The organism is Corynebacterium sp. KPL2838 (assembly GCF_040225455.1).
Lineage (GTDB): Bacteria > Actinomycetota > Actinomycetes > Mycobacteriales > Mycobacteriaceae > Corynebacterium > Corynebacterium rhinophilum.
The window spans coordinates 16,192-37,631 of the sequence record NZ_JBEHFT010000004.1; the positions used below are offsets into that span (position 1 = coordinate 16,192).

The following is a 21,440-nucleotide window of genomic DNA, read 5'->3' on the forward strand; positions in this document are numbered from 1 at the left end:
TCCGGCGGCTGCGCTCACCCTGGGCCCGGCCTTGCTCTAACGCCGCGCGCCTTCATGCCGCCACAAGCGGTGCCATTGCCACGGAGGCCGCGCAAAGGGGCGCTTATTCTTTGCCGTGGCCATTACTTGCTGCACCACGAAATCCGGGTAGTGGTCAATCGTCGTCGCGGTGAAGTGGAGGGGCTTCCAGCCGCGATGGACGGCATCGTTAAGCTTGTGCCTGTCCAACTCAAACTGGCGGCGGTTTTCTCCCTGGTGGTAGGCGTAGCCATCAACCTCGATGGCAATCTTGTGCTCCTTAATCACCAGATCCCAGTGGTAGGGGCCTATTTTTATATTGTTCTGCACCGTGAAATGTGGCGCGAGGGCGCGCGTTAACTGGCGCTCCGGCACGCTATCCGTGCCGATGATCGCCCTGTCCAACGCACGCTTTACCGGCCGCGGAAACCGCTGGTAGTCCAGCTTATTCAGCTCCAGCCGTTGGAGTCCGTCCTTGCCGGAGTAGAAGTCCTCGAGAAAAGCGACCGCATCATCCTCCGACATAGCCTCGACCGCCTGCAGCGGATTGCACACGGTGACGCCGTCCCAGGTCAACGCGCCCTTCGGCCGGGCGCGGCGCGAAGTGAAGTACTTACTCGACGGCAGTGATGAGCTGCGCAGGAACTCCAGCGGAAAGCGCAGCGGCTTTTCGACGTGCTTGAGCGCCGCCGAGTAGCCGTCGAGCGCGCAATCCGGCCATTGCTCGCTCATGATGCGCGCGAGCTGGTTCGGCGTCGGCTCCTCTGACAGGCAGAAGCCGTTCGTAATCCGGACGGCCCCTTGGCGTACCGCGTGCTGAGCGGCACTTTTCCCCCGAAAAATCTCCATTCGTATCCCTCGATCCCCCGAAGCGAAGGTTGTGCGGCCGGTTTGAGCGCTTATTCAGCGCGGTTGGGTGCTTGCTTTGTGTTTGCTTGGTGCCTTTTGATGTGTTTTTGATGCGTTTTAACAAATAGTGGCCGCAAACCCCACGGTTTCCGTGGCCTATTTGCAAAAACGCATCAGCTGGGCGCCAAAAGGGTCACTTGGGCGCCACAGCAGGATTCTTTGCCGCGAAAAACCCGCGACCAAATCCCCGCAGCCCCCGAAACCCAGCAGCCTACTTCAGGCGAGCCTTGGCCTCTTCCAGAATCTTCTCGGCCTCGGCCTTGTCGCCCCAGCCGGAGCCGGAAACTTCCTTGTTGGGCTCGAGGTCCTTGTAGTGCACGAAGAAGTGCTCGATTTCGTCCTTGATGTGCTGTTCCACATCGTCGATGTCCTGGTAGCGCTCCCAGCGTGGGTCATCAATGACGGCGAGCAGCTTGTCGTCGCCGCCGGCCTCATCGGTCATCTTGAACACGCCGACGATGCGGGCTTCAACGATGACACCTGGGAAAACGGGCTCGGGGAGGATGACGAGGGCGTCGAGGGGATCGCCGTCTTCGCCAAGCGTGTGGTCGATGAAGCCGTAGTCGGCGGGGTAGGCCATTGGGGTGAACAGGTAGCGGTCCAGGTAGACCTTGCCGGACTCGTGGTCCACCTCGTACTTATTGCGGGAGCCCTTTGGGATTTCAATGGTTACGTCAACGCTCACAGTGTTGTCCTCCATGTGGGATTGGGTGTTAATTACTGTCAATAGTCTAGCGCGTTGCCCATCCGCGCTAGGGTTGGTGGCGATGAAAGCTAAGAAGGTTTGGTGGTCAGTAACCGCGCTGGTGGTCACGGCGGCGGTCGGGGGTACGGCTGCGCTGGGGGTTAGCATCCAGCGCGAGTATGGCGATCTTTCGCATGGCGAGGCCGAAACGGTGCAGGCCCCCGAAAATCCCCTGCAGCCGGCTAAGGCGCAGGACGTGGACTTTGCGGCGCTCAGCGCAAAGCTCGATGAGCTGGGCAAGAGCGAGGATTTGGCTACCTTTGGCGGGCAGGTGATCGATAGTGAGACCGGCACGGTGGTCTGGGAGAGCGATGCGGATAAGGCGCTGACCCCGGCTTCGTCGACGAAGGTGCTGACCACCGCCGCGGCAACGCTGGCCCTGGATGAGTCGAAGCGGATTACCACCAAGGTCTACCGCGGCAAGGACCCGAACAATGTGGTGATCAAGGCAGCTGGCGATGTCTGGATGACCAACGAGCAGCTCGATGACCTGGCGGATCAGATTAAAAAGACCGGCATCCAGGTGGCGGGCGTGTACATCGATACCTCCGCGTGGGCGGGCGAGCCGCAGGCGCCGGGCTGGGATCCGGAAAACGTCGACGAGGGTTTCGTCGCGCCCATGGAGCCGGCCATGCTGTACGGCGGGCGCATGGGCGATACGGAGGGCGATGTTCCGCGCAGCCACACCCCGGCCCTCGATGTTGCGGGCGAGCTGGCCAAACGCCTGGGCACGGATAAATTCGCCCCCGGCACGGTGGCGGAAGGCACAGAGCAGCTGGCCAGCGTTGAGTCGGATCCTCTAGGCGAGCGCGCGCTGGAGATGGTGCGGCATTCCGATAACGTCATGGCGGAGGCTATTGCCCGCGAGCTTGCCGATGCCCGCGGCAAAACCCCCAGCTTCCAAGCAGGTACCCAAGCCACGCTGGGCGTGCTGCGCGAGCACGGGTTCGATGTGAGCGGCGTGGATATCAAGGACAACTCGGGTCTTTCTGTAGATAACCGATTGAGCGCGAGCGTGCTGGCGGAGATTGTCAACGGCGCGGTCGAGGAGCCGCAGCTGCGCCCCTTGGCTGCTTATTTGCCGGTAGCAGGCGGTGACGGCACGCTGCACGAGCGCTACGGGGAGTCAGCGGCGCGCGGGTTTGTCCGAGCGAAGACCGGCACGTTGACGGGGATATCCGCGCTGGCGGGCACCGCGCAGGGCGAATCCGGGCGCGTGTATTCCTTTGCGTTCTTGGTCAATGATGGCGAGATTATGGCGGCGCGCGCGGCCCAAGATGACCTTGCCGCGGCGCTGCACGAGTTTTAAATGAGCCCACAGCCTGGAGTAACGCCGTTTTGGCCGCGGGTCTCGCCGCACTTTTTGGCCTGTCGGCGAGCGGTCCGTGCGGCGAAGATGGGCCACGCCGTGGCGGTGGGGCTATCCGGCGGCGCGGATTCTCTAGCGCTCTGCGCTGCGATGATCGCGGAGGGCCACGACGTAATCGCATTATGCGTGGATCACGGCTTGCAAGACGGTTCGCGTGAGCAGGCAGAGAAGGCCGCTCGGCAAGCAGAGAGTTTGGGTGCGCGGGCACGAGTGCTCGCAGTGCAAGTGCCGGACAAGGGGGGGAATTCGCTGGAAGCGGTGGCTCGGCAAGAGCGCTACCGAGCAATGTCCGCGGTCGCACGCGGGGGAGAAGGGCCGCTGGAGATTGTCGTGGCGCATACGGCCGATGACCAGGCGGAAACGCTCCTTCTTGGCGCTCTGCGCGGGCGGGTGGCCGGCATGCCGGAGCGGGCAATAGTGGAAGGCGCGCGCGTGGTGCGGCCATTCCTTCAAGTGCGCCGTGCCGATACGGAGGGCGCGTGCGCGGAGCTGGGGCTGGACGTGTGGCAGGACCCGCAGAACGCGGATACGGATTTTCGGCGGGTAGCGCTGCGCCGGGAGATCATCCCAGAGTTGTCGCGGGTTATCGGCGGTGATGCGGTGCCGGCGTTGGCGCAAGCGGCGATGGATACCGCGCGCGATGAAGAATACCTCGCCACGCCGGCCACCGCGGACTGTGCGGAATTGGCCGCGCTGCCGGAGCCGCGGCGCCGACGCGCTATTGCAGCCTGGCTCATCGAGCGGGGAGTGAAGGTGACGAGGGAGGGGATCGGGGGCATCGGCAAGCTGTGTACCAACTGGCACGGACAAGGGCCGGTGGCTGTGAGTTCGGCGCGGCAGGCGGGGCAGAGGTTGGAAGTAGCACGTATAGGTGGCAAACTGGCACTATTGTCTGGTCATTAAAGGAGCGCACACGTGCACGACAAGAAAGACTTCGCCGTCCCCGCAAACCGCTACGGAGACGATGTAGAAGCAATCCTCATCACGGAAGAGGAAATCAAAGACCGCGTCCAGCAGCTGGCGGATGCGGTGTCTGAGAAATATGCCGACGCCGAGCAAGACCTGCTTTTGGTCTGCGTATTAAAGGGTGCGGCCTTTTTCCTGACGGACTTCGCGCGCAAGCTATCCATCCCCTCGGAGCTGGAGTTTATGGCCGTCTCCTCGTATGGCGCCTCCACGTCTTCTTCTGGGGTGGTGCGCATCTTGAAGGACTTGGACCGCGATATCGCCGGGCGCGATGTGGTCATCGTGGAAGACATCATCGACTCGGGCCTGACGCTGTCCTGGCTCATTCGCAACCTGCAGGGGCGCAACCCGAAGTCACTCAATGTGGTGACCTTGTTGCGCAAGCCGGAAGTGGTAAAGGCGCAGATCGATCTGCTCGATGTGGGCTTTGATATCCCCAATGAGTTCGTCATTGGCTATGGCCTTGACTACGCGGAACGCTACCGCGACCTGCCCTTTGTGGGCACCCTTCACCCTGATGTCTATACCACCAACTAAAATCGCGCAGTAATGAAAAACAATAAACTCCTTCGCTACGGCGGCATTGCGGCGCTGATCCTCGTAGCGCTGTATGCCTTTACGTTCTTTAGCAACGAGACCCGCGGATACGTGGACACGGATACCTCCGTGGCCTTAAAACAGCTGCAGGATAAAAACGTTGACGAGGTAGAAATTGATGACCGCGAGCAGCGCCTGCGCATCAAGCTCAAGGATGAAATCACGGTAGAAGAGCGCGAGGGCGTTGAAGAGATCGTGTCTCAGTACCCCGCACGCGCCTCCGAGCAGGTCTTTGATGCGGTCAAGGATTCGGGTGCGGAGAAGTACGAGACCAACGTCACCCAGGAATCTTTCTTGGGCTCCATGCTCAGCTTCCTGCTGCCGATGATCATCCTCTTCGGCCTGCTGTTCTGGCTCATGTCCCGCATGCAGCAGGGTGCCGGCGGCATGTTCGGCATCGGCGGCTCCAAGGCCAAGGAGCTGACCAAGGATATGCCGACCAATACCTTCGAGGATGTTGCCGGCGCCGATGAGGCCGTGGATGAGCTGCAGGAAATCAAGGACTTCCTGGAGGATCCGACGCGCTACCACGACCTGGGCGCGAAGATTCCGCGCGGTGTGCTGCTCTATGGCCCTCCGGGTACCGGTAAGACCCTGTTGGCTCGCGCCGTTGCGGGCGAGGCCGGCGTGCCGTTTTATTCCATCTCCGGTTCGGACTTCGTGGAGATGTTCGTCGGTGTGGGTGCCTCCCGCGTGCGCGACCTGTTCAAGCAGGCCAAGGAGCACAGCCCGTGCATCATCTTCGTGGACGAGATCGACGCCGTGGGCCGCCAGCGCGGATCCGGTACCGGCGGCGGGCACGATGAGCGCGAGCAGACCCTGAACCAGCTGCTGGTGGAGATGGACGGCTTTGGCGATCGCGAGGGCGTTATCCTCATCGCGGCCACCAACCGCCCCGATATTTTGGACCCGGCCCTGCTGCGCCCGGGCCGTTTCGACCGCCAGATTCCGGTCACCAACCCGGACCTGGCCGGCCGCGAGCAGATCCTGCGCGTGCACGCCAAGGACAAGCCTTTGGCAGAAGAGGTCGATGTGGCGCAGCTGGCCAAGCGCACCGCCGGCATGTCCGGTGCAGACCTTGCCAATGTGCTTAATGAGGCTGCGCTTCTCACCGCCCGCATCGGCGGCAACGTCATTACTTACGACGCGCTGGAAGAGGCCACCGACCGCGTGGTGGGCGGTCCACGGCGCCAGGGCAAGATCATCTCCGAGCACGAGAAGAAGGTCACCGCCTACCACGAGGGTGGCCACACGCTGTCCGCGTGGGCGTTGAAGGATATCGAGCGCGTGTACAAGGTCACCATCCTGGCCCGCGGTCGCACCGGTGGCCACGCGATGACCTCGCAGGAAGACGACAAGGGCATGTACACCCGCGATGAGCTGTTTTCCCGCTTGGTCTTTGCCATGGGCGGCCGCGCCGCCGAGGAATTGGTCTTCGGTGCTCCCACCACGGGCGCGTCCTCCGATATCGAGAACGCCACCAAGATCGCCCGCGCGATGCTGACCGAATATGGCTTTTCGCCCGACCTGGGCACCGTCAAGTACGGCCAGGAGCAGGGCGATCCATTCAGCCAGATGGGCGGGGGCGGCGGCTCCATCGATTACTCGGATGACGTTGCCGCCAAGATCGACGAGCAGATGCGCTACCTCCTCGAGCGCGCGCACGAGCAGGCCTACGATATCTTGCGCACCAACCGCGAGTTCCTGGACAAGCTGGCCGAGGCTCTCCTTGAGAAGGAGACCCTGCGCCGGCCGGACCTGGAGAGCATCTTCGACGGCATCGTGCCGCGCGATGCCTATGATGTCTTCCCCGGCGAAGACGATCGTTTCCCGCGCCAGATTGGTTATGCGCCGGTCAAGACGCCGGTCGAGCTGGCCAAGGAGCGCGGCGAGGAGCTTCCTAAACGCATGACGCTTCTCGATGCCTCCCGGGCCGCCCGCGAGCGCCGCCTCGCCGGCGAAGAGCTCAAGGGCGAGGTTGGCTTTAACTTTGGCCAGCACGCTGGCGACTACGTGAACCCCGAAACAGTGCGCGAGCTGCACGGCGGCGGTAGCGATTCCGAGAACCGCAGCGGCCGCAGCGATGGCCGCAGCGGCCGAAACAACCAGAACAACCGCGCGGACCAGAGCGAGCGCGGCGACCGCGCCGACCGGAGCGACCACGACCACGCCGACCACAACGAACGCGGTGAGCGCGATGGTTGGGAAGGGCGATCGGATTCGGCATCGGAAAGCAGGGGCAAGCACCACAAGCCAGAGGGAGAAACCAGCCAATGGTTCACCCCAGGCTGGAATGAGTCTTCCCACCGCGATAATCCCTACGCGCGCGATGCGGAAAAGTCGCGCGATGATAAAGAGTAAGAAGTACGTGCATGTCTGAAAATCACACTGATAACCAGCAGGTGCCCGCCCACGCGCCGTATGACCAGGAGCGGGCGGAGGCGGCCGTTCGCGAGCTGCTCCTTGCCGTGGGCGAGGACCCTGACCGCGAAGGCCTGCGCGAAACCCCGGCACGTGTGGCCCGCGCCTACCGAGAGGTATTCGCCGGCCTGCACGAGGATCCGACGGAGGTGCTGCACAAGACCTTCGCGGAGGATCACCAAGAACTGGTCTTGGTGCGCGATATTCCCATCTATTCCACCTGCGAGCACCACCTCGTGCCGTTTTATGGGGTGGCGCATATTGGTTATATCCCCGGCAAGGACGGGCACGTCACCGGGCTGAGCAAGCTGGCTCGCCTGGCGGATATGTACGCCAAGCGCCCGCAGGTCCAGGAGCGCCTGACCCAGCAGATTGCCGATGCCCTCGTGGATGTCCTCGAGGCCCAATCCGTCATCGTCGTCATCGAGTGCGAGCACTTGTGCATGGCCATGCGCGGCATCCGCAAGCCGGGCGCGACCACAACGACCTCCGCGGTGCGCGGCGGGTTCAAAAATAACGCGGCCTCGCGCGCGGAAGTGCTCAGTTTCATTCGTACGTAGCGCGTACGCAGTCGAGTTTGTCGAGCGAAAAGGAGAACGCAGTGCACCCGGCTTCCTCAGTTGGAGAATTGACCATCGCGAAGCGCACGCTCGTCATGGGCATCGTGAATGTTACGAAGGATTCCTTTTCCGATGGCGGGCGGTGGCTCGACTTTGACGCCGCCACCACTCATGCCCGCGAGCTGGTGGAACAGGGTGCGGACATGATCGATGTGGGCGGCGAATCCACCCGCCCGGGCGCGGTGCGCGTGGAGGCGCAGGAAGAAGCCGACCGCGTGGTCCCGGTCATCCAGGCGCTGCACGAGCAGGGCATTCGCACCTCGGTGGATACGATGCGCGCTTCGGTTGCTACCGCTGCGGCCGCGGCCGGGGTGGACATGATTAATGATGTCTCTGGCGGCCTCGCCGATCCTGAAATGTATGCCGCCATGGCCGACGCCGGCGTACCCGTCTGCCTCATGCACTGGCGCACGCTGCAGGAAGGCGCGTTCGGATCCGCGGCGGGCACGGCGGATCACGGCGGCGATGTGGTCCGCGATGTGCACGAGACCCTCGCCCGCCTGAGCAATAACGCCCTGGATGCGGGCGTGAAGAAGGAAAATATCGTGCTGGACCTGGGCCTCGGCTTTGCCAAGAGCCCGCAGGATAACTGGGCGCTACTTAATGCCCTTCCCGAGTTTCTAGATGGCGAGTTCCCCATCTTGGTGGGCGCCTCGCGCAAGCGCTTCCTCGCTGCCATCCGGGAAGACCGCGGGGTAGAGGCCAGCCCGCTGCTTGCTGATCCCGCCACCGCCGCCGTGACCGCCATCTCCGCCCAGATGGGTGCGTGGGGCGTGCGTGTGCACGAGGTGGGCGTATCCCGCGATGCCGTCGACGTGGCCGCCGCGTGGAACGCCGGCAAGTCCTATGTGGGCGGCGCCAATGCCACCGGCAGCTACCGCAATGCCGCCACCGGCACTGGCTCAGTGACCTCTACCGCGATGGGTACGGAAAGGAATTAACCATGGCAGATCGCATCGAATTAACCGGCCTGGAATGCTTTGGCTACCACGGCGTCTTTGAGGAGGAGAAGCGCACCGGCCAGCCCTTCATCGTCGATATCACCTGCTGGTCCGAGTTTGCTGAGGCCGCAGCTCACGATGATCTGACCAAAACCATCAATTACGCAGAGCTTGCCGATGTCGCCGCCAGCATCGTCGAAGGCCCCTCCCGCGACCTCATCGAGACCGTCGCTAGCGAGGTGGCCGATACCATCATGGCTTCTTTTGCAGACCTGCACGCGGTGGAAGTAACCGTGCACAAGCCCAAGGCGCCGATACCGCGCACTTTTGCCGATGTCGCCGTCGTCGCCCGCCGCTCCCGCAAGCACGCGCGCACCGGTGCCCCACGGCCCGCCTCGCAGGAGGGGACTCCGAAGGGAGCCGACGTGCAGTGCCCCGGCACGAACCCCGGGAGTAAGTAATGCGCGCGGTACTATCCATCGGCTCCAATATGGATGACCGCGTGGAGCTTTTGCGGACGGTGTTTACGGAGTTCCGTGAGGACATCGTGACGGCCTCGCCCGTCTATGCCACCCCGCCGTGGGGAGTAACTGACCAGGAGGAATTTTTGAATGCGGTGCTCATCGTGGACGTCCAAGAGAGCCCGCTGGAGCTCTTACGGCGCGGCCAGAAGCTGGAAGAAGCGGCAGAGCGCGTGCGCGTGCGCCACTGGGGCCCGCGCACCCTGGATGTGGACATCGTCGATATTGAGGGCTACAGCTCCTCCGATCCGGAACTTACCGTCCCGCACCCCTTTGCCCACGAGCGCGCATTCGTGCTTATTCCCTGGTTAGCCGCCGATGGCGCTGCTAAATTGAAGGGAAAGGATGTCTCCACGCTGGTTTCCGCATTGAACCCGCAGGAGACCGCCGATATCCACCGCTTGGGCCTGATGGAGGAGTTATGAAACGAACCTCGTTCGGTGCGCTTATCGGCGTAGGGGTATTCATGGCCGCCGCGGCGGCCATCCTCACCACGCGCTTTTATGGCTCCATGATGGCCATCCCAGTCACGGTCTCAGCCACGCTGTGGCTCATGGTGGTGGTGTGTTTGGGGCTTACCTGGAAGGTAGATAAGGCCACCGATGAGGATCACGGCATCGGGTTGGATAACTCGCAGCTTAATCCCATGACCATCGCGCAGTTTATGCTGGTGGGCAAGGCCTCGGCGTGGACGGGTGCGATCGTCGGCGGGCTCTATGCAGGGGTGGCGGTCTACGTCATCCCGAATGCGGGCACCCTTGTCGCGGCTTCTGATGATCTGGTGGGAGTGCTCGCATCCGCGATTGGTGGCATCGTCATGTCCGCGGCTGGCCTGCGATTGGAGCGACACTGCGAGACCCCGCCGCCACCGGACGGGCTTCAAGCGGTACATTAGGGAACATGACTCAGCCGCGCTCTTCTTCCAAAAACTCGTCGTCCTCGCCGGATTGGGGACAAATTGGGATTATCGCCCTCGTCATCTTGGCCGTTATCGCCAGCATCGTCATGCTCATTTCCGGCTCGGCAGCGGCGCTCAAGATTGCGCTGATTGCCGCCCTGTGGGCCGCGGTAGTGGGCTTTTTCTTGGTGATGCGCTACCGCCGCCAGGCCGAGGAATCCGTGACCAAGCTGGAGCTGCAGGAGCGCGCCCACCGCGCGGAGCTCAAGCAGGCCCGCGCGGCCGAGGGCAAGGAGCTGCCGGATCAGCAGATCCTCGATGAGATCCGCACCGAGCTCGCTTCTATCCGCAAGCAAATCGAGGATTTGTCCGGCCACGAGTTCACCTACGAGCCCGCCGCCTTGCACGCGGAGGCGCGCCGCATCATGGAGCTGGAGGCACAGACCGCCGCGGCGTCCCACCGCAGGGAAGAAAACGTCGACTTTGAGCAGGCGTCTTCCGGTGCGCCGTCTGCCGATGCCATCGCTGGCCGCTTGGGCAATCAACCCTCCGGCGCGCATGCGGACTCGAACCCGCTCAATGACATCATCAGCGAAAACACCCGCGCGCAGCGCAGCTCTTCCCGGACCGATAACGCCGCTAAGCCCGCCCACGCCGAGCAGCTTGCCGATGCCCCCACGCCAGCCAGCGCGGACCAGAAGCCAAAGGACGTTTCCTTCGATACCGGCAGCTTCCAGGCCGTACGCTGGGATGCGGGCGGAGATTCTGACATCAAGCGCCAGGGCTCCCAGCCCGCGGGAACCGGCAGCGCGGCGCACTCTGGCGCCCGCGGTAGCCACCGCAAGCCAGAGGCTGATACCGCAGCTGAGCAGGCTTCCGATGCGGTGACCCAGAACATCCCGCAGCAGACCACCGGCAAGGATGCGCGCGAGGAATACAAGGGCTCGGGACACCACGTGGCTGCTGAGCAGAAGCAAGCGGCCACGCGCCGCCAGCAGCAGACCCGTGGTCGCCGCCGCAGCGATGAACAGCGCGATGGTTCCGTGTCCGTCTCGGAGCTTCTGGCACAGATGAAGAAGGATAAATAAATGCGTCCACCGCGCATGCGCGTTGCCCTTTTCGGGCGCAGCCTCGCCGGGATTTCCCTAGCCAATGCCATGGAGCGCGCCGGCCATACCGTGGAGATGCTTGATGATCCGGCCGAGCTTGGCTCCTTCCAGGCGCTGATTCTAGCGGTGGGTGAGACACGGTTGGATGCTGCCGTAGAGCTTGTCGAGGACCACGTGCACAAGGGGCTTATCGCTTTCCACACCTGCCTGTCCCGGGGCGTGCAAGGCCTTGATCCGCTGGAGACTCACGGTTGCATCGTGGCGGCCGTCGCCCCCATGGCGGGCGGGCGCTGGGCAGTATCCACGCTGGATGAGCTGGGCGAGAACATTGCTGACTTCGTATTGAGCGAATTCCGGGCACAGGCAGTGCCGCTTTCCGATGCCGAGCGTCCCGCCTTCGCCGCCCGCTTCTACTACATAGAAATGCTCAGCCGCTTGCACCTAGCAGCGGCCGTAGAAGCCAACTTCTTTGCCGAGTTCGATGAGATCCCACCGTCTGAATTCGATATCGATACAGAGGACATCATTGCGGCCTACCGCGGCGCCACGGATCCCGGAATGCGCCGCCACTACTTAGAAACCGCTCGGCGCTTAGGCGAAGTAGAAGACCGCACCGAATTAGAAATGTGGGCCTTGCAGGAGGAATCCCGATGAGCTTGAAGATGGGACAAGCCACCGTTGTCAGCGAGGTCGATCGCATCCGCATGGTGGGAAGCGCCCTGCGCAAGACCGGTCGCCCCGTGGCCTTCGTACCACTGACCACCGGCGTGCATGCAGGGCATATCGCGCTGGTGCGAGCGGCTCGCCGTATTCGTGGCGCGATGACCGTCGTGGCTCTCCAAGAGCCTCGCGGCGAGGACGTAGATCTCCTGCGCGCCGAGGGCGTGGATGTCATCTGGGATTATACTCCCGAGAAGCTCTGGCCCAATGGCCGCCGGATTACCATCTCGCCTCGCAGCGTCACGGACGCACACGACGCCGCGAACTCCGCCGCTGCCGAGCAGACGCCTGATGCTGAATCCGCGTCCGCAGGCTTAGAGCCCGATCTATCCGGCGAGCTCACCCTCTACCTCACGCTGATGATGGCGCTCTCGCCCACCGATGTCCTTATCGGTGAGAAGGACTACGAGCTGCTCTTGGCCATTCACCACGCGGTGCAGGACTTGCACCTTGGGGTTCGCGTGCAGGGCGTTCCCGCCGTGCGCATGCCCGATGGCGTGGTGATGAGCCTGCGCAATACGCGCGTGCCCGAGGATAAGCGCGAGGACGTAGCCGCCCTCTCCGCCGCGCTTACCGCTGGTGCACACGCCGCAGAGGCAGGCGCGGATAAGGTCCGCGAGGTTGCCGCAGGTGTCCTAGAAGCCGCCGGTGTTGAACCGGAATACCTAGAAGTACGAGGCCGCGACCTGGGCGAGCCGCCTGCCGAGGGCGATGCCCGCCTGCTAGTCGCTGCCACCATTGGCGGAGTTAGATTAATTGACAACGTTGGCCTGCCGTTGGGGATTGGGTTCACTAATATTGAAGAGCACGAGGCTAAGGCCGAGCTCGAGCGCGAAAAGCAGCGCGAACAAAACCCATCCCCGGAGGACTAATGACCGAAATTCACATCCGCGACCTTGACCCGCGCGATGAGACCAAGGCGATTGAGTTTGCCATCGAAGGCATGCACCTGCACTGGTTTGTGAAGAATCCGCGTTTTGAGCGTGCCTATGGCCGCTACTTTTGGGATTTAGAGCGCGCCCAGGCCACCGATATCTTGGCCGCCTACGCCGATGATGGGCGTTTCCTCGGCGTGATTCTGGCATCGATTAAAGGCGATCCAGCGCTGCCGTATCCGTGGTGGCGCAAGGCCTATGTCAAGGCCGTGGATCTCTTCAATAGCCTGCGCCCTGGCGGCCACCGCGAGGACTACGATGCCGCGAACGAAGACATGTTGTTAAGCTACCTGGCCGAAAACACTGTGGACGGCGAGATCGGTTTCCTCGTCGCTGACCCGAACTCGGGTGTAAAGGGCGTGGGCACCGCGCTCCTTGAGGCCTTTGAGGAGCGCCACCCTGGCAAGGATATTTACCTCTACACCGATGATGGCTGCACCTATCAGTTCTACGATTCCCGCGGTTTTGAGCGGGTGGGGGAGAAGGAAATCTCCATCGATAAGGACCGCGACCTTACCTGCATGCTGTACGTCCGCCACGTGGCGTGAGGCTACCGCGTCACGCCACGCAAACGAGCGCAGCTTCACGCAACGCATCTACATCGGCGAACGCTACAGACTTCGCGGCACGAATCTTCGCGATGCGATTTTTCGCGGCGCGGGTCCTCCCGGCGCCGCGCCACGTTAGTTCGCCAGCGCGCCCATCGGATCCCACGCCGGCAGGGTGGTGATCTCGGTGGACTTGAGCGCTTCCTGGTATTGCCCAGGCAGGCGGGACGGGTGGACGGCGATTTCGAAGACGTACTCGTCAAACCAGTCATCGGCCATGGTCCAAAAGCCCTTATCGCCCTTCTCGGTGCCCCAGGAATTCTCCACGCGCCAGCGGGTGACGTCGCCGCCCTCGGCGATATCCGCGCCGGTAAAGACCATCGCGTGCGTCATCAGGGACTCGTGGAGGCGGAGGCGGTCCGGCTTCTCGATGCCCATTTCCACCCCATACAGCCCCTCATAATCGTGCAGGCGCTTGGCCCAGACACCGCTATCGGCATCGGATTGCTGGCTGGTATCGCAGCCGAACCAGACGGGCTGGCCATCCTCGATGGCAGAGCGGGTGGCATCGCGCAATACCTCAACCGGGGCGTTGAGGTAGGTGACCTTTTCACCGGCGACGTTGCCCAGGTAATCCACGGTGTAGAGCTCACCGTAGGAATTGCGCGGGTCATTGACCACGCAGACATACTTGCCCAGGTCCTTCGGGAGATATTCGCGGGCGAAGTCCTGCGGGGTATAGGTGCCCTCGCGGTGGAAGTTATCGTCCTTATCGCGGTACTGCCACTGGAACTCTGTGGGCGGGAGGCCGAGGTTGGCGGTGAGGATGTGGTAGACATCGGCAAGCGCCTGCTCCTGCGCCCCAGACTTGCCCGCACGGATCTGGTGGGCGGCGCGGCGCAGGACGGTCTGCAGGTTGCGGTTGAGCATGGCGCTGGACTCGGAGGACGCGGTCTCCGGCATGGCGTACTTGGGCACCACGCCGTACTTTTCCACCAGCGAGACGAACATGGACCACTGGCCGCCATCGCCAATGGGGTCGTCCATGAGCTTGGTCAAGGTGCGGTCCGTAATATCGCGCTCCTTGAGCTCGTCTACCGCGGTGAGGAACCAATTGGCCTTTTCCAGCTTGTCGTAGAAGTACAGGTAGGTCTGCGAAAGCTCGAAATCCTTGATGTTGGTGCGGTCCATGATGTCACCGCGCAGGGAATTCAGGCCCGCAAAAATCCAGCAGCGGCCAGAAGCTTTCTGGTTGGCCGCCCCCCACTTATCGAGCTTGTGGCTGGTCGCCGTGGTGAGCTCGCGCACGAGGTCGCGGTCGACGCTCAGCTTATCGATGCCCTCCTGCGCCACCGCATTCCGCGCCGCCCTAATGACCGGCTCGCTGCTAAGCGTGGCGTTGGTGGTGTGAACTTCCTGTGGATTGATCTCATTCATTTTTCGATGCTCCTTAGTTCATCCGGTCCCAGAAGGGAAGCTCAACGGGCTCGGTCTCTAGTGCTTGTTGCTGCTCGGAAGTGAGGAATTTCTTGCGCACGGCGATGTGGAAGACGTTTTCGCCGAACCATTCATCCGACATCGTGGCAAAGCCCTTGCCGGGTACCTCGTCGGCGTCGTCTTTGCCCGGTGGCTTGGTGCCCCAGGAGTTCTCCACGCGCCATGCACGGGGTGCACCATCAACTCCGGTCAGCGCCATCGCGTGGGTGGGCGCAGATTCGCCGGAGGTAAAGCGCTCCTCCTTGCTCATGGTGGAATCGATGCCGTAGAGGCCATCGGTATCAACGAGGCCTTCGTCCCACACGGCGTTCTGGAAGGAGAACTGGCGGGAGACATCGCAGCTAAACCACACCGGTTCGCTGGCGTCGATGCTGGCGCGCGCGGCGGCGCGCAGCTCGTCCACATCGACGTTGAGGTAACCGGCGGCCTGTCCACCGGCGAGGTTATTTACTCCAGCGCTGGTGTAGTAGCGGTGCTTGTCGTTGGTGGTACGGGGGTCATCGGCAAGCACGACGTACTCGTCCAACTTCGGCAGGTACTTATCCGCAAACTCGCGCGGGGTGGAATGCACGCGGAAGAATTGCTCGTCCTTGGTGCGGTAGCTCCACGTAAATTCCTCGGGCGGGGCGCCCAGGTGAATGGCGAGCACGCGTTGGATATCGGTGCGGGCTTGCTTGATAATGCCCCCGCGATCCCCCTCGCCTTCCACCGCACGGTGCGCGGCGCGGCGGATGATGGTGGCGATATCGCGGTTCATCTGGTCGGTGTGGCCGGACGAGTGCACCTCCGGCATGACCTCAGCCGGGACGGCGCCGTACTTGTCCACGAGGTTGGTGAAAAATGACCACCAGCCGCCGTCTTCGCCTGTGAGCTCGAGGGAAGTAGCCACGTCGCGGTCATCCCAGTCGGTGCCATCCTCGGTGAGATCCAACAGCTGGTTGAGCGCGAAGTTGGCGCGCTCTAGTTTGTCGAAGTACTGCAGGTAGGTAAAGGAAAACTCAAAGTCATCGATATTGAGCTCCTTGGCCGCGCGGTGGCGGAACACGTTGAGCGCGGCAAACATCCAGCAGCGTCCGGATCGCATCTGGTCGGTGACGCCGAGGCTATCGAGTTTTACCTCGGTGGTGGGGTAGAGGGCGGTAATGCGGTCGCGGTCGAGGGCCGCCTTGGCCACCCCTACGCTGGTAATGGCATTGCGCGCGATGCGCAGCTGGGAGTCCGCCGCAGCCTCCTCGCGCAATTGGGACAGGAAGTCATTGGTGAGCAAAGTCATATTCACCGTTTTAGCAGACTGCGATCTCACCCGAGGTCGCTGGGTGCTGGATGGGCCGTTAGAGATCGCGACAAATCGCTATAGATGCTCCGCCAGCCGCGCCACGGCTTCGGGGCTTCCCACCTCTTCTGGAAGCCAGGGGATCTCGTGGACCGGGGTATCGGGAAGCTTATCGTGCAAGAGCGCCAGGGCCTCGTCCTCGGCGGCGCGCCGGGATGCCAAGAACTCGCCTTGGTCCGCGGGCGTGCGGCGGTTGACCAGCATGGAACCGACGCGCACGCCATTGCCGGTGAGATCCGCGTGGAACTCGGAAGACTCCAAGACGGGCAGGCGCTCGGCGGTGAGCACGATGTGGAACACGGTCTTCTTTGAGGTCAGCGCAGTGCGCAGGTGCTCGAAGCGCTCGCGGCGCTGGAAGAGCGTGGCGCGGATTTCCTGGTTGCGCCGGTCCACCGGATCATTATCGGTGCCGGACTCCGCGGACATCCCGCGCACCAATGAGCCGAATTTATCGGACTTCTCGCGCCGGGCAAGCAGCCCATCGGTATAGGCAGCCATGATTTCTGGCAGGGCCATCAGCCGGGAGGTGTGACCGGACGGGGCGGTATCGAAGATGAGGTAGTCATACTCGTTAGCGTTTGCGACCAAGGTGGCCATGCGCTCCAAGAGCGCCGCCTCCTGCGTGCCGGGGGATTGGCGGGCCAAATCTAAGTGCTTTTTTACCTCGCCGTGCAGGTGCTCCGGCATGAAGCGGCGCATCGAGGCGCCCACGTTCGCGAGGTGTTCCTCGGTGGCGCGGGCAGGATCGAGCTCGATGGCGGAGAGGGAGGGGGTGAGGTGAGTGGGGGCATCGGAAAGCGTGGCATCAAAGATATGCCCCAGGTTGTGCGCCGGATCCGTGGAGACCAACAGCACGTTGTGGTCCTGGGAAAGGGACAGGGCCGTGGCGGTGGCGAGGGTGGTTTTGCCCACGCCGCCCTTGCCGCCAAAGAACATGATGGGCGCGGTTTCTAGCAGCATTGAATATTCTCCAGGGGTGATTTATCCATGCCCATGCGCGTGTGCCAGGCGTGGAAATCTTCGTAGATCAGCGGCAATAGCTCCAGCGTGTAGTAGCTGGCGGGGTTGGGGATGCCGAGCGCCTCCGAGGCCACCAGCATCATAAATAGGTCATCTTCTTGCTGCTGGGCCTTGGCAAAAACGGCGCGGTACGGGGCTTGGTAGAACTCGTTGAGCCCCGCGCCGAAGGCCTTAAGCTTGTCGAGCATGCTGGGGAAGGGGAGCGTCGGTATCATCATCGGTCCACTCCAAAGGCGGTTCCTTGCGCGCGTTGGAGATAGCGCCGATCGACTCCACGATGACCCAGATGGAGGCGATGACGATGACGACGTCCATGCCGAAGAGCAGCCAGTTCTGATCCGCAAACAGGGACTTGAGCTGTAGCAGCGCTGCCCACAGCGACATGATGGTGACGAAGATGAGCGGGATGATAACCGGCAGGGTAGGCCGACGCAGATGGGTGAGGATGACCACGACGATGGCCAAGGACAGGCTGGCCATGAGCTGGTTGGTGGTACCGAAGAGCGGCCAGATGGTCATGCCGCCGGAGCCGTCCGCGCCCGCAGAGAAGGTCAGGCCGAAGGCCAGGCCCACCGCGATGATGGTAGAGACTAGGGCCGTGATGCGGATGCCCATGATCTCGCCAATTTCCTGGACCACGATGCGCTGCAGGCGCACGCCGGAGTCCATGGTGGTGGCGGCGAAGAGCACGGCCATCGTCGCCAGGATGGTGGCAGACAGCGAGGTGGGAATGCCCAGGCCCTCGTTCATCAGCGCGCCGCCGCCTTGCACGAAGGCATTGACGCCGCCGGCGTTCCACTCGGCGTAGATTTCCTCCCAATTCACCAGGGTCTTAAAGCCAGCGGTGGTGGCGATGATGGTGCCGAGCGCCAGCAGTCCCTCGCCTACAGCGCCGAAGTAACCCACGAAGCGGACATCGGTTTCCTTATCAATCTGCTTAGACGAGGTACCCGAGGCCACGATGCCGTGGAAGCCAGAGATGGCGCCGCAGGCGATGGTGACAAAAAGCAGCGGGAAAATCCCCGGGGTGCCGTCAGGAACGTTCTCGCGCACGGCTGGGGCGGCAAGCTCCGGACGGGTGATGAGAAAGGAGCCGTACAAGATGATAAGACCCACGAAAAGCTGCAGGCCATTGATGTAATCGCGCGGCTGGAGCAGCACCCACACAGGCAGCAGCGAAGCGATGAAGGCGTAGATAAATAGCAGGATGATCCACACGCCGTTGGCGGGAATGCCCAGGACCGTCTCCGGCAACACGACCGGGAAGCGGTCGCCCAAAACCATCAGCGAGTACAGCGCCACCACGCCCACGAGGGAGACCAGCGGCAGGTTCCAGTTCAGGCGGTAGATGGCCTGGCCAATCAGCAGCGCGACGGCAATGGCACCCCACGTAGGAATGACCGCCGAGGGCGTGGAAATAAGCAGGTTCGAAATCACCACGGCGAACGCGGCATTGACCATGAGCAGCAGCAAGAAGATCACGATGAGGAAGAGGTTGCGCCCGCGCTTGCCGATGTAGCGCCCCGACAACGTACCAATCGACTGACCCTTGTGTCGCTGCGAGGCCCACAGCGCACCCAAGTCGTGCATGCCGGCGATGAAGAAGGTGCCTAACGTGACCCACAGGAATGCCGGGAGCCAGCCCCAAATGACGGCCACTGCCGGGCCGATAATCGGTGCCGCACCCGCCACGGAAGTGAAGTGGTGGCCCCACAGCACATATTTATTGGTGGGAACATAATCCACGCCGTCTTTGAGGCGGTGCGCCGGGGTGGTGTAGTTCTCAGATAACCGGAAGATGCTCTTGCCCAGGAACTTGGAATAGAGCAGGTAGCCGGCGGCCATCATCGCGATGCCGACAATGGCGAGGACAAGAGAGTTCATAGTGTGTGTCTCCTCATAGGCGGGAAGGTGGCGTGTCTCACACGTGCGGACAGTATGCCATAACTCACGTATCTATTTGCTTGTGGGGGAGACCGGTGGGCAGATTTATATTTGGCAGGCGGGTCGGAGTACACCTCTTAGTTCAGTCGCAGTGGATAGACGAAAAGCACGGCCCCTGCTCCGAGAGGAACGAGGGCCGCGCGGTGGGTGCTTAAACCGAGTGGCGTTTAATTCTTATCGACGCCGATATTTCCGTCCTTCTTCCACACCACAACCACTGCTGGGCGTGGGGTGGACGTGCCCCCCTCTGGCCAGTGGGAGGTTTGCTTTTCAAAGGTGGCGTCATCGGTTTCGCCTGGGTGCTGGACGTTGACCATCACGCGCTCATCGGTGACGATGGGGCCGCAGGTCTCGGCGCCCGCCGGCACGGTCAGGAAGCACTTGAGCTCACCGCGGGTATCGCCCTCGGTGGTTACGGCGTAGAGGCCGTCGTTGGACTCGAGCGCGTTGCCGTCGGTGGAAATCCACATATTGCCGTGGTTATCAAAGGCCAAGTTATCCGGGCAGGAAATTGGGGATACCTTCTCCTTGTCAAAGCCACCGAAGTAGGTATTGGCCTCCTTCGGATCGCCACAGACCAGGAAGAGATTCCAGGTGAACTTTTCACCAGCGTGGTCATCTTCAATCTCCATGACCAGACCGTTCTTATTTTCCTTGACGGGAGCCCACTCCATCGGATCTTCCTTGTTCTTCTTGGCGTTTTCGCCGGTAGCACCGCGGTAGGAGTTATTGGTCAGGGCCACGTAGACCTTCTCAGAGTCTGGGTGGACCTGCATATCTTCAGGGCGGTCCATCTTGGTAGCGCCCACCTTATCGGCGGCCTCGCGGGTGTAGACGGCAACCTCTTCGGCGGACATGCCATCGACGTGGGACTCGAATTTGTTGTTCTCCGTATCGGAGGTCAGCAGCTTGATCCACTTACCTTCGCCGTCGAAGGCACCGTCCTCTGGCAGTACGCCGGAACCGTCGATCTCATCTTCTGGGGAGTTGCCTTCCATCTTGGCCACGTACAAGGTGCCGTGGTCCAAGATGCTGAGGTTGTGCTCGATGTTGCCTTCTTCGTACTTCTTGGTGGAGATGAACTTGTAGATGTACTCGAAGCGGGAGTCATCGCCGGAGTAGCACACGACGGTGCCATCGGAAGCGATGTGAATATTGCCGGCCTCGTGTTTGAAGCGTCCAAGCGCGGTGTGCTTGACCGGGGTGGACTCCGGGTCCAGTGGGTTAATTTCTACGATCCAGCCGAAGCGGTTGGGCTCATTCGGTTCCTTGGAGACGTCGAAGCGCTTATCAAAGCGCTCCCACTTGCGCTCGGATTCACCATCTTCCATGCCGAAGCGCTCAAGGGATTCCTGTGCCTTCTTGTCATCCAGGTTGGCGTGAGCGAAGTACTGGTCAAAGTTCTCCTCGCCGGAGAGCATGGTGTTCCACGGAGTGATGCCGCCGGAGCAGTTATTCAGGGTGCCCTTGACCTGCTTGCCGGTCTTATCGGCGGAGGTCTTCACAAACTCGGAGCCGGCTGCTGGGCCAACCAGAGTGAACTCGGTCGTGGCGGTGATGCGGCGGTTAAGCGGACCAAACTCGCGCTTGAGTTCACCGGTATTGCCCACCTTGGACACCTCCACGATGGAGTGGCCGTGGCCCGCCCAACCAATCTTGGCCTGCTCTTCGGTGGGGTTATCCGCATCGTAGTTGGGGAACATCTGCGGCTCGGTGGTGTACTCGTGGGAGCAGACGTAGATAAGGCGATTGTCATCATCCGGGTGCTCGATAAGTCCGGCGAAGTCGTTATTGAAGCCGAACTGCTTCTCGGCGGCCTCGGCCGTCTGGTTCTTATCATCAAACTCTGGCGCATCCTTGAACAGCGGGTCTCCCCAGGCGATGAGAACGGACTGCTTATAGCCATCCGGGATGACTACTTCGTCCTTTTCGTTCGGCTCAACTGGGTCAAACTTCATACCCTCTGCGGAGGTGAGTTCTACATTGGCCTCGGAAGTCTTGCCCCCCTTGGCCTCGGAGGAAGAGGCTTCATTGGAGACTTCATCCGGGTTGGAGCAGGCAGCCAACGCGGCGCCGCCGCCGACGGTTACTACGGACAAGCTGCCCGCGCGCAGAGCGGTACGGCGGGAGAACTGGTCACCGAAGTATGGGTTATCAGACTTGTTCTCACATTCACCGAAGCAGGCATTGCCGCACTTGTAGGTGCACGTCAAGCTGGAACGAGAGGATGCGAAGAGACTAGAGAGAAGGTTGCGGCCTTTAAGCGCCATTATTACTGCTCCAAAGAAGGTCGAAAATATTGATAAGACATGGGGTCAGCCATATATAT

At 62.0% G+C, this 21,440-nt stretch carries 20 protein-coding genes and 1 pseudogene; 13 read left to right on the forward strand and 8 right to left on the reverse strand.

Annotated features, from left to right (window positions below):
• Positions 1-36: 36 nt before the first annotated feature.
• Together ABRP98_RS02220 and ABRP98_RS02225 are read right to left on the reverse strand one after the other, a co-directional pair.
• The gene (locus tag ABRP98_RS02220) at positions 37-867 is read right to left on the reverse strand and encodes an endonuclease domain-containing protein (RefSeq protein WP_349857215.1); all 831 of its coding nucleotides are present in this window, start codon (positions 865-867) and stop codon (positions 37-39) included.
• A gap of 271 nt (positions 868-1,138) precedes the next feature.
• A complete protein-coding gene (locus ABRP98_RS02225; RefSeq protein ID WP_284852300.1) occupies positions 1,139-1,612 on the reverse strand; it encodes an inorganic diphosphatase in 474 nt (157 codons plus the stop codon).
• 82 nt (positions 1,613-1,694) lie between these two features.
• Here ABRP98_RS02225 and dacB point away from each other — a divergent pair, with 82 nt between their 5' ends.
• From dacB to ABRP98_RS02290, 13 genes and pseudogenes are all read left to right on the forward strand, one after another.
• Complete coding sequence (gene dacB / locus ABRP98_RS02230) at positions 1,695-2,981, forward strand: D-alanyl-D-alanine carboxypeptidase/D-alanyl-D-alanine endopeptidase (protein WP_349857216.1); 1,287 nt, start codon at positions 1,695-1,697, stop codon at positions 2,979-2,981.
• On the forward strand, positions 2,982-3,944 hold the full coding sequence (tilS, locus tag ABRP98_RS02235) for a tRNA lysidine(34) synthetase TilS (RefSeq protein WP_349857218.1): 963 nt from the start codon (positions 2,982-2,984) through the stop codon (positions 3,942-3,944). It begins immediately after the preceding gene.
• Positions 3,945-3,956: 12 nt separating this feature from the next.
• The gene (gene hpt, locus ABRP98_RS02240; protein WP_005284864.1) at positions 3,957-4,544 is read left to right on the forward strand and encodes a hypoxanthine phosphoribosyltransferase; all 588 of its coding nucleotides are present in this window, start codon (positions 3,957-3,959) and stop codon (positions 4,542-4,544) included.
• Between the two features lie 12 nt (positions 4,545-4,556).
• Positions 4,557-6,965, forward strand: coding sequence for an ATP-dependent zinc metalloprotease FtsH (gene ftsH / locus ABRP98_RS02245; RefSeq protein WP_349857219.1), 2,409 nt, complete (start codon positions 4,557-4,559; stop codon positions 6,963-6,965).
• A gap of 11 nt (positions 6,966-6,976) precedes the next feature.
• Positions 6,977-7,585 (forward strand): GTP cyclohydrolase I FolE, encoded by a 609-nt coding sequence (gene folE, locus ABRP98_RS02250; protein ID WP_284770314.1) that lies wholly within the window; start codon positions 6,977-6,979, stop codon positions 7,583-7,585.
• 41 nt (positions 7,586-7,626) lie between these two features.
• A complete protein-coding gene (gene folP / locus ABRP98_RS02255) occupies positions 7,627-8,586 on the forward strand; it encodes a dihydropteroate synthase (RefSeq protein WP_349857220.1) in 960 nt (319 codons plus the stop codon).
• A 2-nt stretch (positions 8,587-8,588) separates the two neighbouring features.
• Positions 8,589-8,963 (forward strand): annotated as a pseudogene (folB, locus tag ABRP98_RS02260) (dihydroneopterin aldolase); the annotation flags it as partial.
• A gap of 83 nt (positions 8,964-9,046) precedes the next feature.
• Positions 9,047-9,532: a 2-amino-4-hydroxy-6-hydroxymethyldihydropteridine diphosphokinase gene (gene folK / locus ABRP98_RS02265; RefSeq protein ID WP_349857222.1), complete on the forward strand. Its 486-nt coding sequence runs from the start codon at positions 9,047-9,049 to the stop codon at positions 9,530-9,532.
• The gene (locus tag ABRP98_RS02270) at positions 9,529-10,002 is read left to right on the forward strand and encodes a DUF3180 domain-containing protein (protein ID WP_284770318.1); all 474 of its coding nucleotides are present in this window, start codon (positions 9,529-9,531) and stop codon (positions 10,000-10,002) included. Before folK ends, ABRP98_RS02270 begins: the two co-directional genes overlap by 4 nt.
• A 5-nt stretch (positions 10,003-10,007) precedes the next feature.
• Positions 10,008-11,093 carry a DUF6779 domain-containing protein gene (locus ABRP98_RS02275; RefSeq protein ID WP_349857223.1) on the forward strand — a complete coding sequence of 362 codons (1,086 nt, stop codon included), beginning with the start codon at positions 10,008-10,010 and terminating at the stop codon, positions 11,091-11,093.
• Positions 11,094-11,768, forward strand: a complete 675-nt coding sequence (locus tag ABRP98_RS02280) for a Rossmann-fold NAD(P)-binding domain-containing protein (RefSeq protein WP_349857225.1) — start codon at positions 11,094-11,096, stop codon at positions 11,766-11,768.
• On the forward strand, positions 11,765-12,706 hold the full coding sequence (locus ABRP98_RS02285) for a pantoate--beta-alanine ligase (RefSeq protein ID WP_349857226.1): 942 nt from the start codon (positions 11,765-11,767) through the stop codon (positions 12,704-12,706). Before ABRP98_RS02280 ends, ABRP98_RS02285 begins: the two co-directional genes overlap by 4 nt.
• The gene (locus ABRP98_RS02290; protein WP_349857227.1) at positions 12,706-13,317 is read left to right on the forward strand and encodes a GNAT family N-acetyltransferase; all 612 of its coding nucleotides are present in this window, start codon (positions 12,706-12,708) and stop codon (positions 13,315-13,317) included. Before ABRP98_RS02285 ends, ABRP98_RS02290 begins: the two co-directional genes overlap by 1 nt.
• A 135-nt stretch (positions 13,318-13,452) precedes the next feature.
• On the opposite strand, the gene ABRP98_RS02295 is transcribed toward ABRP98_RS02290, so the two are convergent.
• The 6 genes from ABRP98_RS02295 to ABRP98_RS02320 all read right to left on the reverse strand — a co-directional run bounded on the left by ABRP98_RS02295 (position 13,453) and on the right by ABRP98_RS02320 (position 21,381).
• The gene (locus tag ABRP98_RS02295) at positions 13,453-14,754 is read right to left on the reverse strand and encodes a C1 family peptidase (RefSeq protein ID WP_349857228.1); all 1,302 of its coding nucleotides are present in this window, start codon (positions 14,752-14,754) and stop codon (positions 13,453-13,455) included.
• Between the two features lie 13 nt (positions 14,755-14,767).
• The gene (locus ABRP98_RS02300; RefSeq protein ID WP_349857229.1) at positions 14,768-16,087 is read right to left on the reverse strand and encodes a C1 family peptidase; all 1,320 of its coding nucleotides are present in this window, start codon (positions 16,085-16,087) and stop codon (positions 14,768-14,770) included.
• A 78-nt stretch (positions 16,088-16,165) separates the two neighbouring features.
• The gene (locus ABRP98_RS02305; RefSeq protein ID WP_349857230.1) at positions 16,166-17,107 is read right to left on the reverse strand and encodes an ArsA family ATPase; all 942 of its coding nucleotides are present in this window, start codon (positions 17,105-17,107) and stop codon (positions 16,166-16,168) included.
• Positions 17,098-17,355, reverse strand: coding sequence for a cory-CC-star protein (locus ABRP98_RS02310; RefSeq protein WP_349857232.1), 258 nt, complete (start codon positions 17,353-17,355; stop codon positions 17,098-17,100). The genes ABRP98_RS02305 and ABRP98_RS02310 overlap by 10 nt, the downstream gene beginning before the upstream one ends.
• Positions 17,339-19,051 (reverse strand): carbon starvation CstA family protein, encoded by a 1,713-nt coding sequence (locus ABRP98_RS02315; RefSeq protein ID WP_349857233.1) that lies wholly within the window; start codon positions 19,049-19,051, stop codon positions 17,339-17,341. The genes ABRP98_RS02310 and ABRP98_RS02315 overlap by 17 nt, the downstream gene beginning before the upstream one ends.
• Positions 19,052-19,278: 227 nt before the next feature.
• On the reverse strand, positions 19,279-21,381 hold the full coding sequence (locus ABRP98_RS02320) for a PhoX family protein (protein ID WP_349857234.1): 2,103 nt from the start codon (positions 21,379-21,381) through the stop codon (positions 19,279-19,281).
• Between the last annotated feature and the right edge of the window lie 59 nt (positions 21,382-21,440).